The organism is Vibrio hepatarius (assembly GCF_018860525.1).
Lineage (GTDB): Bacteria > Pseudomonadota > Gammaproteobacteria > Enterobacterales > Vibrionaceae > Vibrio > Vibrio hepatarius_B.
This window is the reverse complement of the sequence record NZ_JAHKPM010000042.1, coordinates 27013-42766: the sequence shown is the minus strand read 5'-3', so window position 1 is coordinate 42766 and position 15754 is coordinate 27013. Positions and strand designations below refer to the sequence as shown.

Annotated in this window: 15 protein-coding genes and 2 pseudogenes; 3 read left to right on the top strand and 14 right to left on the bottom strand. The window is 39.3% G+C overall.

The window, feature by feature from the left end; genetic code table 11:
* Positions 1 to 296: 296 nt before the first annotated feature.
* From soxR to lamB, 5 genes and pseudogenes are all read right to left on the bottom strand, one after another.
* Positions 297 to 764, bottom strand: coding sequence for a redox-sensitive transcriptional activator SoxR (soxR, locus tag KO511_RS12110; RefSeq protein ID WP_215987679.1), 468 nt, complete (start codon positions 762 to 764; stop codon positions 297 to 299).
* Between the two features lie 159 nt (positions 765 to 923).
* Positions 924 to 1244 (bottom strand): annotated as a pseudogene (locus tag KO511_RS12105) (HAD family hydrolase); the annotation flags it as partial.
* Positions 1213 to 1368, bottom strand: a pseudogene (locus tag KO511_RS12100) (ABC transporter substrate-binding protein); the annotation flags it as partial. The pseudogenes KO511_RS12100 and KO511_RS12105, both read right to left, overlap by 32 nt.
* Before the next feature lie 295 nt (positions 1369 to 1663).
* A complete protein-coding gene (locus tag KO511_RS12095) occupies positions 1664 to 2518 on the bottom strand; it encodes a MalM family protein (RefSeq protein ID WP_215987677.1) in 855 nt (284 codons plus the stop codon).
* Positions 2519 to 2631: 113 nt separating this feature from the next.
* Positions 2632 to 3840: a maltoporin LamB gene (gene lamB / locus KO511_RS12090; protein WP_215987676.1), complete on the bottom strand. Its 1209-nt coding sequence runs from the start codon at positions 3838 to 3840 to the stop codon at positions 2632 to 2634.
* Positions 3841 to 4285: 445 nt separating this feature from the next.
* Here lamB and glgX point away from each other — a divergent pair, with 445 nt between their 5' ends.
* The 3 genes from glgX (at position 4286) to KO511_RS12075 (ending at position 7588) form a co-directional block, all read left to right on the top strand.
* Positions 4286 to 6235, top strand: a complete 1950-nt coding sequence (glgX, locus tag KO511_RS12085; protein ID WP_215987675.1) for a glycogen debranching protein GlgX — start codon at positions 4286 to 4288, stop codon at positions 6233 to 6235.
* Between the two features lie 94 nt (positions 6236 to 6329).
* Positions 6330 to 7190 (top strand): glycerol kinase, encoded by an 861-nt coding sequence (locus KO511_RS12080; RefSeq protein WP_215987674.1) that lies wholly within the window; start codon positions 6330 to 6332, stop codon positions 7188 to 7190.
* Positions 7191 to 7339: 149 nt separating this feature from the next.
* Positions 7340 to 7588: a hypothetical protein gene (locus KO511_RS12075; RefSeq protein WP_171360321.1), complete on the top strand. Its 249-nt coding sequence runs from the start codon at positions 7340 to 7342 to the stop codon at positions 7586 to 7588.
* 157 nt (positions 7589 to 7745) lie between these two features.
* Here the strand turns inward: KO511_RS12075 and folM are convergent, their stop codons facing one another.
* From folM to KO511_RS12030, 9 genes are all read right to left on the bottom strand, one after another.
* Positions 7746 to 8465, bottom strand: coding sequence for a dihydromonapterin reductase (gene folM / locus KO511_RS12070; protein ID WP_215987673.1), 720 nt, complete (start codon positions 8463 to 8465; stop codon positions 7746 to 7748).
* Positions 8462 to 9100, bottom strand: a complete 639-nt coding sequence (folE, locus tag KO511_RS12065; protein ID WP_215987672.1) for a GTP cyclohydrolase I FolE — start codon at positions 9098 to 9100, stop codon at positions 8462 to 8464. Before folE ends, folM begins: the two co-directional genes overlap by 4 nt.
* Entirely contained in the window at positions 9101 to 9478 is a 378-nt protein-coding gene (gene folX / locus KO511_RS12060) for a dihydroneopterin triphosphate 2'-epimerase (RefSeq protein WP_215987671.1), read from the bottom strand.
* Positions 9479 to 9765: 287 nt separating this feature from the next.
* The gene (locus KO511_RS12055) at positions 9766 to 12369 is read right to left on the bottom strand and encodes a hypothetical protein (protein ID WP_215987670.1); all 2604 of its coding nucleotides are present in this window, start codon (positions 12367 to 12369) and stop codon (positions 9766 to 9768) included.
* A 225-nt stretch (positions 12370 to 12594) separates the two neighbouring features.
* A complete protein-coding gene (locus KO511_RS12050) occupies positions 12595 to 12819 on the bottom strand; it encodes a DUF3820 family protein (RefSeq protein WP_215987669.1) in 225 nt (74 codons plus the stop codon).
* Positions 12820 to 12898: 79 nt separating this feature from the next.
* Positions 12899 to 13252: a helix-turn-helix domain-containing protein gene (locus KO511_RS12045; RefSeq protein ID WP_215987668.1), complete on the bottom strand. Its 354-nt coding sequence runs from the start codon at positions 13250 to 13252 to the stop codon at positions 12899 to 12901.
* A gap of 111 nt (positions 13253 to 13363) precedes the next feature.
* Positions 13364 to 14530, bottom strand: coding sequence for a D-alanyl-D-alanine carboxypeptidase family protein (locus tag KO511_RS12040; RefSeq protein ID WP_215987667.1), 1167 nt, complete (start codon positions 14528 to 14530; stop codon positions 13364 to 13366).
* Positions 14531 to 14754: 224 nt separating this feature from the next.
* On the bottom strand, positions 14755 to 15126 hold the full coding sequence (locus KO511_RS12035) for an NADH:ubiquinone oxidoreductase (RefSeq protein ID WP_215987666.1): 372 nt from the start codon (positions 15124 to 15126) through the stop codon (positions 14755 to 14757).
* Between the two features lie 351 nt (positions 15127 to 15477).
* Entirely contained in the window at positions 15478 to 15690 is a 213-nt protein-coding gene (locus KO511_RS12030) for an alternative ribosome-rescue factor A (RefSeq protein WP_289847788.1), read from the bottom strand.
* Positions 15691 to 15754: the final 64 nt, after the last annotated feature.

Here is a 15754-nt window from a genome sequence, read left to right as displayed (position 1 = left end):
AACCGTGTTGACCAAGGTAGATGTATTCAAGCTCACGTTATATTCTTAGCAAATCAAACTCCCTCCTCCTATAGCCTTAGTTAATGAGGCGTAGAAATGGAGGAGGAGGATATAAAATACAATACACTTCACAAATACGACCATAGGACTGGTCAGAAAATTACTGAATGGGTATGAGAATAGTGAGAGATCTGACAATTTTTTCCAGCTTAGAACTGTCCAGTGTAGGATTACAACAAACGATTAAAAGTATCGAAATTAGATCTTTAGCGTATTATTCAAGCTGCCTTTCATCATTATTCATTTTCGACATCTAATGGTTCTGACCATTCCTCCGGATGAGTCAACATAGTTTTCCCCTCAAAGACTTCTGCTCTAATATCTTTTGGGTTATAGATGGCACAAGACTTCATCGATAAACAACCACAACCGATACACCCCCCCAGATCATCTTGGAGAGCTTCTAACTGCCGGATACGATGGTCAAGTAAATCGTGCCAACTCGATGCCATTTTTTCCCACTGCTGACGTGTGGGAGCATGATGCTTAGGTAAATAATAAAGTGATTGATTAATTTCTTCTAAGGTAAGTCCTACTTCTTGCGCCGCTTTTATAACCGCAAGCCTGCGCAATACATCACGATGGTATCGGCGTTGATTACCTTGATTTCGCCAGCTTGAAATAAGCCCTTTTTGTTCATAAAAGTGCAGTGTTGACACATTGACACCCGCTCGTTTCGCTACTTCACCAACCGTCATTTCCATACAAATACCATTCATTCAAATAAGAACTTAAATACCCTTTTAAAACCTCTATATCGTGAGCAGATATCTTAAGTTAACTTTAGGTTTTTAGATAGTCTTTAGTAATGCATCAATTTGTATAAAATGTCTAATTAGGCCACTCACGGACATGTACTTTGATTATTCCCAGTTCAATTTAGTCCAATTATGGTGTTGGGCTTGCTCTAGCAATTGTGGGCATGGGTTCACTAGGTAGACCTTATCGGCAAACTCACATAATGGTAAATCATTTATCGAGTCGGTATAGAAGTGAATAACTGAATACTTATCAGGTTGAGATTGCAGCCACTCCTTTAAGCGTATTACTTTACCCTCTCGGTAACTTGGCACACCCTGTATTGTTGAGGTATAACAACCATCTTTAATCCTTAAATCTATTCCAAGTGCATTCGTAATCCCAATTTGCTCAGCTATCAGGCATACCAACACTATATACTTGGCCCTCTTTTTGAGCAGCTTGTATCAACGAGTCGATATTAGCATCCTGCGCCATCGTTGACGTTGACAATACCACCGATGTAAGAAGCAATGATATTACGTTTGATTTAGTTAATAATGTTGTCACTATCTCAATCCCTCTGGACTAATTGAGTAAAATATCAACCAGCATGCTAGGAGTAAAATATGACGATTACGTGCTATTCATTTGACAGTTTGACTGAATTTCAATGTCAGTTACGTTTCATACCGCTACAATCGGGGGTACGGTCAAAAGTAATTTCAGACACTAAGTGTTTCCATCTTAAATATTGGGGCACCGAGTTACTACTGCCTACCATCGGATAAAGTAATTTCATGGTCAAAGCCATTAAGCCCCATTCAGTAAACAAAAATTTAGCGTCTAGCTATAAGCATTACTATCATAAAGTGTTCTTTCTATCTTCTACCGCTTTAACAAAAACTTGCTGGGCACCTTCAACATTAAGTGCTTTCGCTTCTTCCAATAAGTTTATCGCTTTATTAAGATCGTCATCGGCAACAGCTGCTGTTATTGCTTGATGATAATATTGTTGCGTTTCAGGTTGAACTATATCCACGCTTTTTGCCATCAAAGGTTGTGAGCTTGAGTCACTAGATGCACTTCCTATTGCCAAATGTTTAAGAAAGCCAACTCGGTCAATAGACACACTAACCAGACCATATTCTGAATTCGGAATTGCAATATCTTTTACTTCAGGCAAGTAGTTCCCTCTCCCCTCTGCATACAACCTAGCAGGATGAGTAACCATAGTGGTTTTGCCAAGTTCAGATCTATCTGTATAAATCAGCAAATAGACATTTGTGTTATCTCTTGGTGGAAAGAAATCAACCTCAGCGCTCAAACGATTACCAGCTCCAAGACGTGGAGGTTGGTATATAAACACGTCTTTTCCATAACGCTCTAGCTCACGCCCATTTTTGTCGAGAATAACCGCTCTTGGAACAAAAGCCGTTTCACCAATTTCGCTAGAAATATTTATTGAAAATTCACCACGATCAGCGGGTAACTCAAATAAAGCCACAGGACTATTAATATCTTGATATTTAAGAGCCTGCGATTTAGAGGTAATACTAACGCTTTTGTTACTTGGTAGCCTCATTGGTACTGATTCTAGCTCTGACAGCAAAGCCACCTGAGTGGTACTTTCTGTACTAAACTGCTCAATTATTTCGGGAGACTGGCATCCAAATAAGGCAATACAACTGCTAAAGGTAAGGATACGAAAAGCATACATAATATCTTTCTCATGTAATTGTTTTTAAAAGATTAAATGGCAACAAAAATAGCCGACAGTTACTGTCGGCCATCATAACTTGACGTGCCAATTAGCACAATTTTATTATCGGTTTACCACCAAGCTTCAACTTGAATGCCAACCACGTATTCAGAATCTTCACCAGTGCCAAATGCGTTGTCATCTTCAGTATCTGTGATATAGGAACCATATACTCGCAGTTCAGGACGTGCCCAAAAATCATTACCCATTGCCCAGCCTTGTGCCACAGTAAGTTTGGTATTACCAAAATCTTCTTTCACCGTACCTGCCGAGTTGATTCTCTCGCCCATATTTGCGCCGACTTCAAAAATGGTACGCATGGTGTTGTCCCATTTATACATAGGGCGGACCACAACAGAAAATTGGTCGGTGTCTGATGTAAATGAAGTGGTATTATTGCCTATATCACTACCAAACATAAAGGCTAACTGGTGTCCCATTTCCCAATCACTGCCAAGGCTCACAACGCCCCAGTTAAGAAAACGGTAACCGGAAGCCTCATTCTGAGCGTTATTTGCACGGTTATAGTATGCACCAGAGCCGTATGATGCGACCTGAGCACCATAGCCATTGGTTCCGAACTGGAGTACTGTCTGGTTAAAACCGAGCTTCATATTTTGATGTAAGATTGCCGATGCCAACAAACCATCGTCAGCATCAATATTTTTGCCGTCTTTTTCGTTTGAGAAGTTATAGGCTAAAGCCAGCTCAAGGGAGGCATCTTCCCAAACGCCCATATTGGCTAAACGGGTATCAAAAATATAACCGGCACCATTATCATCTTCACCATCTTGGATAAGAGCGACAGATAATTTTTGTTCTCCAAGCGACAAGTTTTCAATACCACCACCTGTACCTGAAGTATTTAAGAAGTAGAAGTCTGTAATGTGCACATCTTTACGTTGATAGTAGGTCTTTCCGGCCCAAAGTGTCGCTTCTTTATCAGAAGCAATCAGACCTTTTGCTTTTACTGCAAACTGAGCGACATTAATGTCCCCATCTTCACTGCCCGATTGACCCTGATCTCCTTTGTTTAACATAGATTCAACGCGCCAAGTTTGTTCCCCTGTTTTTAGCTCTTCAGAAAAACCGAATTCATAGTAATTGTCGTTTTCGTTACCCAGACGACCGATACCAGCCTTATTAACCGCTACATCGCTACCTGAATTACCGCTAATTCCTGTACCTGCTCTAAAATAGCCATTGAAATCAACAGCCAAAACAGGCCCAGCGGTAAGAGCTGCAGCCACTGCAACCGCAACCAAATTCATTTTTTTCATTATTCACTCCATTTAAGGTTTATTATTCTTATGCCTGACTCATTGAACGATCCTGTAAAGGCAGAAACAAAATCATAAATAAGCGAGATAAGAAAGGTTAAGATTAATGTCTCAACCTATTTGCTCTAACTACTGACAGACTAACTATAAGAGGCAAGGTTGACTTCCTCCACCCTAGGCAAATTTTTAGGGGGATGAGAAAGGATGAGAAAAATAAATAACAAAAATATTTTTGGTTTAGATCACAAATATAGGGGGTAGAAAATACCAAAGATGTCTTTATAATCCCAAAAAAGTCTAATTAAGATCACTTTTAAATTTAAAAACACTGAGAACAAATGCATTTATTGACAATTTAATTTTCAACAAGAAGGCGCTTGACGTCCTTACAACAAAGAGATTTACTTAGTTCAGTTATTAAATAACAACTGATACAATATTAATTATGCCTTGTTCTAGCCCTTATCCTCTTGGTGCCACTTTAGACAGTGATGGATGCAATTTCTCTGTTTATGCGCCCGATCACCATAATATACGCCTTGCACTATTTAATGAAGGTAACCAATTCCAAGCCTACCCAATAAATAATGAATATGCAGGCATACAACATATTCACATTGACGGAGTGAAGGCTGGACAAAAATACGGCTTTATAGTTCATCACCCAGACGGTGACTATCTCATATCAGATCCATATGCTAAGGCACTAGAGAAGCCTCTTCACTACACACCACCATACACACCAGTTGAGAGTTTCCAAGTCGCAAAGTCAGTGGTAGTCAATAACGACTTTGATTGGCAAAATATATCCAAACCTCTTCGTCCGAGAGAAGAAATAGTACTGTTTGAAACTCATATTAAAGGTGTGACTAAGCTAAACCCAGACGTGCCACATTGCCACCAAGGTCGTTACCTTGGTTTGGCCAGCGAAGCAATGATCGCATTTTACCGAAAGCAAAATATCAATACGATACAGCTGTTACCCATTGCCGCTTGTATGCATGAACCTCACCTGCTGCAAAACAACCAATCTAATTATTGGGGGTACAATCCGTATGTATTTATGGCCCCAGATCCTCGTTTTGCGGATACAGATGCAGTGTATGAATTTAAAACAGCTATTAGAGAACTACACCGCCATGGAATCGAAGTCATCCTTGATGTAGTTTATAATCATACTGCGGAAGGAGGTAATGAAGGCCTGCTGTTTAACCTAAAGGCTTTAGACGATAACTATTATTTCAAACATGGTGATTTGTTTGCAAATTTCACTGGCTGTGGAAATACCCTCGACTTAACGTACCAACCCACTCTAAACCTAGTAATGGACAGCCTCAGATATTGGGCAGAAGAATATCAGATAGATGGATTTCGTTTTGATTTAGCGGCTACATTAGGTCGCGAAGGGGATACCTTCAACCCAAGTTCTGCTTTCTTTAAAGCGGTTGCCCAAGACCCCGTGCTCAAACAAGTAAAGCTTATTGCAGAACCCTGGGATATAGGGCCCAATGGTTATCAAGTCGGACACTTTCCAATTGGCTGGAATGAATGCAATGATAGGCTGCGAGACATCACCCGAAGTTTTTGGCGAGGCGATCAAGGCTACCTTAAAGAATTCACAACACGTCTAATGGGGTCAAGAGATTTATACAGTGCTGCCAACTGGCCATATAACCTCACTGTCAATTATATCACCTATCATGATGGATTTACTTTACAAGACTTAGTTTCTTACCGCCAAAAGCACAACCATGATAATGGTGAACAAAACCGCGATGGGCACGGAGATAATCGCTCAGACAACTATGGTATCGAAGGTGACACCGGCAGTTCTATCATTATTGAAAAGCGCGAAAAGCAAAAACGTAATTTTATGGCTAGTCTACTTTTTTCGTTTGGCATACCACACATACTTACTGCAGATATCGTTTCACATAGCCAAAAAGGCAATAATAATGCCTATTGCCAGGACAATGAGTTGAGTTGGTTAAACTGGCGACCTTCACCTGAAAAGGACAATTTTAAACAGTGGATGAGTCACATAGTCGCGGCTCGTCATCAATTTATGGCTCCTTTTATTAAAGCCTTCAGTGGCAAGCAGCGTCATGATAATCGCATTCATTGGCGACGTGTCGATGGAACCGAAATCGAACATGATGATTGGAATACACTTAATGCAGTAGCTTTGCACCTTGGTTTGGGTAATCAAGGAGAGGAAATGTTCTATTGTATTAACCAAACCAATGCACCAGCCCGTTTTAGTTTGCCAAGCAATTATAAACAGCAATGGGTCACTATTTGTGATACCCATTGTTATGAGCTCAATAAACACATTGAAGATAAACAGATCCTTGTTACACCTTGTTCACTGGTTATCTTGTATGCAAAACGATAATTGTTAACAAAGTTTCTTTCTTCTACTCGCTTGATTCACTGGACTATATATCTAACAATACGGCTAAACCTTCCCAAAAATGAAAGGAAGAAACATGGCAGATAAAATCTCTACAACTGCACTAGCTAAGCTGCGAAACACCGAGGCCAAGCAGCTATTTAAAACGCTAAAAAATGCAGGTTATGTTAATCGCCATGAAGACACTTGGCTACTCACAGAAATAGGGAAGAAATTTGGGGGGGAATATCTACAGCACCCCAAATACGGCCAGTTTATTGTTTGGCCTGAAAACTTGCTTATAAACAGTAGCTCTAGTAGTGGAAAGCCACTAAGCACAACGCAACTTGGCCAACGTTTTGCTCTCAACCCCAAAAAGATCAATCAGCTACTTCAAGAGCTTGGCTGGTTACACAAAGCTGATAATGGATGGGAAATCACCAATAATGGCCTCAAAATGGGTGGATACCAGAAACACGACCAGAAAAATGATCACCAATATGCCTTGTGGCACGACTCAATTGTACACAACAAACGTTTTAAGCAATCTGTCACTGAGTTTTCTGGTCAGCAAGCTGAACAATATTCTACAGACAAATCTATTTCTCATTTTAGGCAAAAATTTGAAGCCAAGTTTCGCACTTTAGACGGCCATTATGTCCGCTCGAAAAGCGAACTAAAAATTGATAATTGGCTATACATGAACGGTATCGTTCACGCTTACGATCGCCAGCTGCCGATAGAGGAAGACATTCTAAGCGATTTTTACCTTCCTAGTGGTAAAGTCTATCTCCAATACTGGGGAAGCGATAATTTCACAGATATCGAAAAAGAAAAGATTCAAGCCATCTATCACAACCATCAATTTAACTTAATAGAAATTGAATCTAAGGATATAGATAGGCTGGATGATACTCTTCCAGCTAAACTAAAAAAATTTGGAATATCAGCATACTAATTTATATCTCGTGGTTAGGATCTATTGACCTTTGTGGTTGAATTTTGTTCGAAAGATCCATAGCACCTAGAAATCGACAAGAATGATGGCTAGAGTGTAGGCTTATATTCACATCGACCACTCAATGAGAGTCTATAGAGATTAGTTTTATGTTTAGTGATGACCGTACCATTGATAGCCTAGAAGAGCTGGAAGCTTTTCTGATAGCAGTCGAAAATGGTAGCTTTGGATTGGAAGGAATTGCGGGTATTGCTCTTGCGACCAATAACGCCGACGGACGCCATTTTGTTGCAGTGCTGGATGACAACCATCAATTACTATTAGCTAGATGGGTAACCGATGATGTGTTCCAAACTGGACAAGATATGGTGCGAAATGGCCCCAAGAAAAGCCATTAATTTGGCTTTTCTTATTTCAATGGCTGCGACTATAACCCACCAAAGCCAAAGTATTTAATATCTACTTCAACTCGGTTTTTCACCCTTCTGGCAAGTAACATTGGCGAAAAGTATGCTACTAGTGACCATGTACAATAGGTATGACTATGTATAGTAGTCAACGCAAATGACGTCCTCCGTCAAACTGCAAATTTCTACCTGTCATAAAATGGCTGTTAAGCAACATTTTTACGCCTTCAATCACTTCATCAAAACCTGCCTCTCTTGGAAGCAAGGCTTTGGCCAGTGTTTTATCTTTGTATGCAGCCCCATCATCTGGGTTAAATTTTAACAATGCTGGCGAGATAGTGTTCACTTTAACCTCAGGAGCAAGTAATGAGGCAAAGGATAAAGTCAGATTGTTCATTGCAGCCTTACTAGCAGCATAGGCAATGTGTTTTTTACTACCTTTTTCAGCGACATAATCTCCAATGTGGATAACATCAGCATGACCATTTTTGCGAAGAATGTCTTGCAGCGCTAAATTGATTTGGTAAGGCACTGAAACATGTACCGTCATCATACGTTGCATAACGGCTGCTGCACTTTTACTAGACTCAACCTGACCATCGTGGTCAGCAGACCAATCTGAAGCATTATGAACAACGGCTCTAATAGTCGCATAATTTTGCACAAGCTGAGCAACTAAGTCATCGACTTGATCTTGCTGATAGAAGTCAACTTGATAGAGATCAGCTCCTAATTCTTTGAGGTCAGCAAGAGATGGGTATTCTGTGCGATAGGTGCCAGCCACTTGATAGCCATCCTTTAATAATGCTTTAGCTAACTCAAAACCTAGGCGCTTACCAACACCAGTAATTAATATAGTCTTGCTCATTGTAGAAACTCCGCGCGAGTTTGAGGGTCTGTTTTAAAACAACCACCTAAGGCTGTTGTTGTTGTATTTGAATTGACATCCATCACTCCTCTCGATTTAACGCAATAATGAGTCGCGTCTATCGTCACCGCAACATTTTTTGTTTCAGCTAGAGTTTGAACGGCAATAAGAATTTGCTGAGTCAAACGCTCTTGAACTTGAGGGCGTTGAGCGAAAAACCGTACTATCCTATTTATCTTTGATAGACCAATCACTTTTGATTTTGGTATATAGGCTACTTTCGCCAACCCATCAATGGTGACAAAATGATGCTCACAGGTAGATGTTAGATTAATATTTGACACCTTCACCATCTCATCAACATTCATTTTATTCTCAATAACAGTGATTTTAGGGAAGTTCACATAATCTAGCCCAGAGAATATCTCATTAACATACATCTTAGCGATGCGATGTGGTGTTTCGGCTAGACTATCATCATTCAAATCTAAACCGATTACTGAGATCATTTCAGTAAGCAGTCCTTTGATCCTTTCATATTTTTGCTCAGGTGTCATAACGCGATCAATAAGTGGTGTTTCCAAACCCTGTTCAATAAGTGCTTTTTCTACTCGCCTTGCTTCATCACTCATCATCTAACCACCCTTGTTTTCTTCGTTTGAGTAACTTAATGTCAAGGAAACAGAATCAGCAAATCTCAGTGCATGAGGCTTATCAATCGTCACTTTAGCAAAGCTCACTACTGGGTTATCTACGCATAAACCGAGCACATCACTAGTCAATTTCTCTAACAACAAAAACCGCCCATTTTCAACATGGTGGATAATATCTTTACAAATGGTTTTGTAGTTTAGGGCATTATCAACATTGTCACTTAGGCACTTGTTATCTGCCAGATAATGGATTTCAACATTAATAATTATGTCTTGCTGCTTTTGTTTTTCATCGTCATTAAAACCTATAAACGTCCTAAGCCTAAGATTAGTGATATTAATTATTGCGTTATGAATCATGGTAATTACTCGCTAGTAGATACATTTTATCAGTACGCTTACCACCACAGAGCCGAACATTAAAAACTAGGAAAAAGCTCATTTAAGTCAGCTAGATAGTTACAATGCGTTCTGGTCATACTAGTACAGGTTATTGAGTTTTTTCAACTCGACACATGTAAATAAGACCCTTTTAACTCAAACTGAGGTGTTGTGCTTATTCAAGTTTGATAAATACAAAACAGAAAAGGAGACAAATCCGCCTCCTTTTCATATTTATCAATAAAAATACAGTCGTCTTAATGACATTAATTAAATAAATCAAACCAATTGGCGATTTGCTCTTTTTCTTCCTTTAGTATCGCTAGAGTTTGTTTCCCCAGCTTATCCATATCTAATTGCGTATTTTCTCGATCATAAATCAGTTTTAACCACTCTTGAGCCCAAGGTTCTAATTTATATATCGTTGCCTCAGAACGGTATATATTTGACACCTTATCTAATTGAGCTTGCGAAGATAAGACATGGAAGTCTAAAGCAGGCTTGTCGAGCTTTTTTAAATGGATATCTGAAAAAGAGCGCTTTGTCACCATATACATTTGCGCTGGCTGATCATCAAGTGTTAGCTTAATTAAATCATAAGGTTCACTAATTTCCTGTAGCGAATCGCTGTCCGGCTTTATCTTAACTAACTTGTTGGGATCATCCAGAAAGTCTCGATCATTTCCGTCAACTTCAAGCCCAAATGAACCAATATCTTGCGTGCTAACAATCCCTGCTGACTCAATAAGTGTGGTTACCTGGTAATCGTAGAAAGGGAGCATAAAACCTTTTCCTCGGAACGAAAGGCCCTCATTCATTGAACCTTCCCCAGAATAAACCGTCGGAATACTCGCATCCTTCATCACTGCATTTACAAGTGCGTTGTCAAAGAACCCTTGAACAACAAACGCTTTATCGCCTCGACTAGTAATCAGCTCAAACAGCTTGTATTTAGTACCTTGTATAGCAAAGCTAGGTCGTTCATTTAATGTTACACCTATGGCTTTAGACTGCTCCTGAAGCGCATCAATTCTTCCTGTTGCAAGTATGATAGGATTACCTGTCGCAGCATGCTCTGTCATTGCCTTCAAAATCTCGACCAATACACGTTTACCTATACTCAGATTTTGCCCATCTTGCACATCATTTACATTGTAAAATCGGCCTTGGTTAATCACTTGTGAGTTTTCACGGGCCATCATCAAAGCAAAATGTTCTTGAATTAATGAAGATAAAGAAATACTACTGTCCGGTGCTTGGCCTAACACCTCATGCATAATTCCAGATAAAACCACTTTGATTTCAGGATTATCAATATCGGCACATACACTTGGAATACCAAACCCTATTGCTCCACGTGAAAGACCGGTAAAATAAGCATCTTGAACTTGACTCACACCTGCCATACCGCCAATTTCACCAACTCTCAATATGTGTTGATCATCAACCACACTGTATACCGAACCTACATTATATTGAATCTCAAATTCCGGTTTATGACGCTTACCCAGCTCATTTACTAGCTGGTAGCTGTAGTTAGGATCCCATTGGCGATTCGCATTTTGGTGCGTCACGACTTTAATGTCTTTATCGAGCAGTTTATCTAATATCTCATTACTGATTGAGTAACGATAAAAATGTGCATAAGCATCGATTCTGCCTTTAAGTTCAGGGTGTTTTCTGATGATTGTTTTATACAACATCTGGAAGTTCACAAGATCACCAAACCCTGCAATAGCATAACCTGTCATCAGAATTCGCCCGTCACTCTTGAGCATGGTATCGAAAAACTCACCCACTTCCTGTCGATTCTCTTCTGTGAGCGTTTGTGAATCACGAATCACATCAAAATTATTAATATTGTATTTATCAGTAAGAAAGCGGACATCTGCGCTCATACTGATTGGAGATGGTTCTTCAGTACCCAACGCTAGTGAGATACCATTATGAGTGACAAGTATTTTCTCTTTATTTGATAATTCAAACTCTTTTTCTCGAAAGAGAATGTTAATATCTTTTGGCATATCAGAGTAGTTGAATTGAGCTCCAGTATTTTGATAGCTTTTTAACTTTTGGATTATAACTTCAGGTGTGGCATCCTCAGGTATTCCAATTTTTTCTACCGTTTTTAGATAGGATGCTAAACGTAAGAACTCTATTTTTTCCTCGAGGTTGAACTGTAAAAATTCACCAAATATGGCAGGCTCTACTCGCTTTTCATCTCTCGTTCTAAACTTAGGGTACTCATCAGGTCCGTAGTGCACCACTTTAACTGTGGTCCCTGACTTATCTAAACGTAATCCAGTATATGTCCTGCCCAAATCATCCAGAAAATCGAATAGCTTTTTTAATCCTGTACTGTCCGATGTTTGATGTTCTGAGGGATCCAATTGTTCTTGAACGTTAATCATGTAACGCTCAAAAAGATCTGAAGATTTAATAACCGTATTCTGCCCCATATGATCATAACTCGGCATATCACCAAATTGCACATGCGAAAAGTTAAGAATTGTAGAATCTTCTCCAGCGCTAACATTAAGATTTTTCAGCCGTTGTTTCCACTCTCCCCTCTTAGCCAGAATGTTTTCTGGCGTTAGTGCTATACCATTGATAGTTAAGTCAGCTTCTGCAAAAAGTTCTTGCTCAGAACTGGTTTCTTGAGAAATAGAAGAACCAGAAGAAGGTATTTGAATATTTTGCGCTTTTTCCGAGCCATCAAAACATGAAGCCAGAAAAACAACAGAGAAAAGGATGAAACAAGGACAGTGCTGACTAAAGGCAGGGACTTGAAAAGGTAACAACCTAGTGTGAAGTCGCCCTCTCAAATGATAATAAGCGCGTTGAAGGTAACAAAAAGGATTGCGGTGCATTAGTATAAACTCACGCAGAAATTTAAAGCACGCATAAAACGCGAGTTTGTTAGCTATGTCTTATAGTTTTTGGTCCGACCAGGTCTAAACGCGTTAAGCCACAACCTCTCATCGAAATTGTTAGAATATATTTCCAAAACAGATGCTTAGTAAGATTATGTTATGGGTTGCGCATCCAAATACTGAAAACCATCAAATCAGTTTGGTATAAACCAAACACGAAGTCTAATGCATAGTGCCATTCTTTAACGGTTTGACCAATGTATCGAGTCCCTCTATTTGTAGCGCTAAACAGAGTTTAAGCAGATCCCCTAGTTCCCCTCTCGGAAAACCTTTTTTATCAAACCACAATAAATATTCTTCAGGTAAGTCAATCAGCACGCGGCCAGCATATTTACCAAATGGCATCTGAACACGCGCTAGCTTAATCAAGTTTTCTTTTTCTAACATGGGGAAATTTAGGGATGGGAGTATGTGAGTTTAGGATACCACCGAGTGAAAGGCTACGGTAGCGAACATAACAATCCGCCTATTCTTCATTGATGGTATGGGCATATTCAACCACAATCTGATTGCCTTCAATGTAGGCATTTTGAATTTCTCCATCCACACTCATGCGACTTTTTAGATACACAACTTTAGGGCCTAAATTATTCGACTGCTTGAGAGAAGGGAAAGTTAGCTTAGGATCCAATCGAAGCAAACGACAAAAATGGCTCACAAACGACATGGTCAACGGTTGATCGCCTCGTAGAAGTTGAGAAAAATTAAGCTGACTAATCCCAAGTTTTTTTGCAAACTCCATTTGCGTAATACGCATTTTTGACTTTTTAGACATCCACGTCGCATAGAGGACTTCTCTGTCTTTTTCCGTAAATTCCATGGTTAATCCTTAAATCACATATATGAACCTAACTATGTGACTTTTTGTTTACCAAGATGTCAGCCGACAGTAAACGTTAGTTAAAGATTAATCTTATTTATGGTTTACCACTTAAAACCAACTTGAGATAAGCTGTTTGAACCAATCGATCAGTCGTTTAAACATGCTTCCTTTCTTAATATCAGACTGAGCGACGAGATCAGTCACCACCAATTGTCGGCCCTCTACTGCATATATAACACTGCCTACTTTTTCGCCTTTAGTAATAGGTGCAACCAATTCATGATCAAATTCAACTTCTGCTTGTAACTTATCAATGTCTCCTCTTGGTAAGGTCAGGTAAATATCTTCACTGACTCCTACAAATAGTTGATCTTTCTCCCCCATCCATACCCTGGTACTTGTTACAACATCATCGGCTTTGTTAGGGGAGATAGTATCAAAAAAGCGAAAACCATAGCTCAGTAGCTGTTTGCTTACAGACTCTCGGCTTTTAGCACTTTTAGCTCCCATCACAACAGCAATTAATCTCATGTTTCCATATGTCGCTGAAGTCGCTAAGCTGTAGCCCGCACCACTCGTATAACCTGTCTTCATACCATCGACATTGATACTCCTATCACGTAGAAGCCCATTTCGATTGTATTGGGTAATGCCATTATACGTATAGGAGGTTTCACTGTATAAAGAGTATATATCCGGTAGATCACGAATAATCGCTTGCCCAAGTTTAGCAATATCAAGCGGTGTAGAATAAAGCCCTTTGCTGTCTAAGCCGTGAGGATTACTGTATGAAGAATTCTCTAATCCAAGTTTTTCTGCCCATGAATTCATCATATTCACAAACGCACTTTCACTTCCAGCCACATATTCGGCAATGGCCACACTCGCATCATTGCCTGATTGAACAATAAGGCCTCGGTACAAATCCATCAAAGCGACTTTAGTACCCACTTCAATAAACATTTTTGATGAGTCAGGAAAGTTTTTTGCCCATGCTTTTTTGCTGATAAGTACCTGATCATCCAAAGTAATATTACCAACCTTGACTTCTTGTCCAGCAACATAGGCCGTCATAAGCTTGGTTAAACTTGCTGGATTGAGCTTGGTCTCAGCATTTTTTTCAACTAATACTTTTCCAGTGTTATAGTCGATTAAAACATAGCCTTTTGCAGATAATGAAGGTGGATCTGGGATAATCGTTGGCGCAGAAAAAGTACTGAATGCAACAGTCAAGGTACACCACAAGGCAGCTTGGTAAAGGAAATTTCTTATCATGGGACATTACCACTCAAGTCACAATTTAACGTACTGTTTATGTGTTTGAGTATATACAAACAATTTAGCTATGTGTTTGCTTTGTAACTAATAGTTACTTATCCATGATAGCTTTTATCAATTTATGAGAATTCGGCGCCATTTATTGGTAAATAGTTGCAAAAAATCAGCTCGAATAACGTTCATTACACTAAAGTAAAACACAGTAACTCATCATTAGATAGTTACTGCCGTTTTTGAGAAACATTTCGAACTGTTTCTGGCTTAGGCGTAATACTTTCGCGGTATGTAAACCACAAGTATGTCACAATCAATGAGAAGAATAGATATGACAGTGCAAATACGAACGGAGAAGAAATCAACTCTTGCGACAACCCCCAACTCACCCCCGCAACAGTAATAATCAACTTAGAAAACAAACCAATAATAAGGAACAATACCGCTAATTCAGGAAAGCGGGTGCTTCGAAAAGCAAACCAATAACAACTACCAACCGCTATGGCAGAGATACATAACCCCAGCATGAATGAGTGGAGGTGTTCAGCAGATAAAACACCAGCTGAAATTGACGTAACTATGATCAGGAAAAGCTTCATCTTCTACTCACTATGACTCTAGGTGAAAGTTCACTTTCATTTATGCAAACTCATTTCCCGAATGTTTACATCACTTTTTCATTCAATTCAAGTGATAGATTTATGATGTTACCACCAAAAATATTGCCATTAACATATGTAAAATAATGGTTAAGCCTATGTTTTATCTTATTCCTTGACGTTTAAAGAAATAATTGAACCACCCATAGAAAAGAAACAAAAAGTTACACTTTATTAACAAGAGAAACATCAAAAAATTTAAAATAAAAGATAATAGCCGAAAGCCAGTGGAAGTCGCTGGATAAATCTTGTGGCAGATTGAAACGAATAAAGCCCTATTCAAAAGCAAGACTAAGCCGCTTTTGAATAGGGCTCTTTGCCCTTGTGTTTCAACTTACGATTAAAGCTCCCTTTTCCCTTCTTCGCTTTTTCTACACGTGCTCTAAATACCGGGCTGGTAACAAGCGCTTTAAGTGCATTATCTTTAATCTCACCTCGCCCAACCTCTAAACGCATCTCTTGAGGTTGAAACTCAGCACTCTTTTTTTTAGTACAATGAATCATAAACTTTCCTTATGAATTTTTTATAAACACCTGGCGATTAATAACAAAGCAATCAATTAAATTG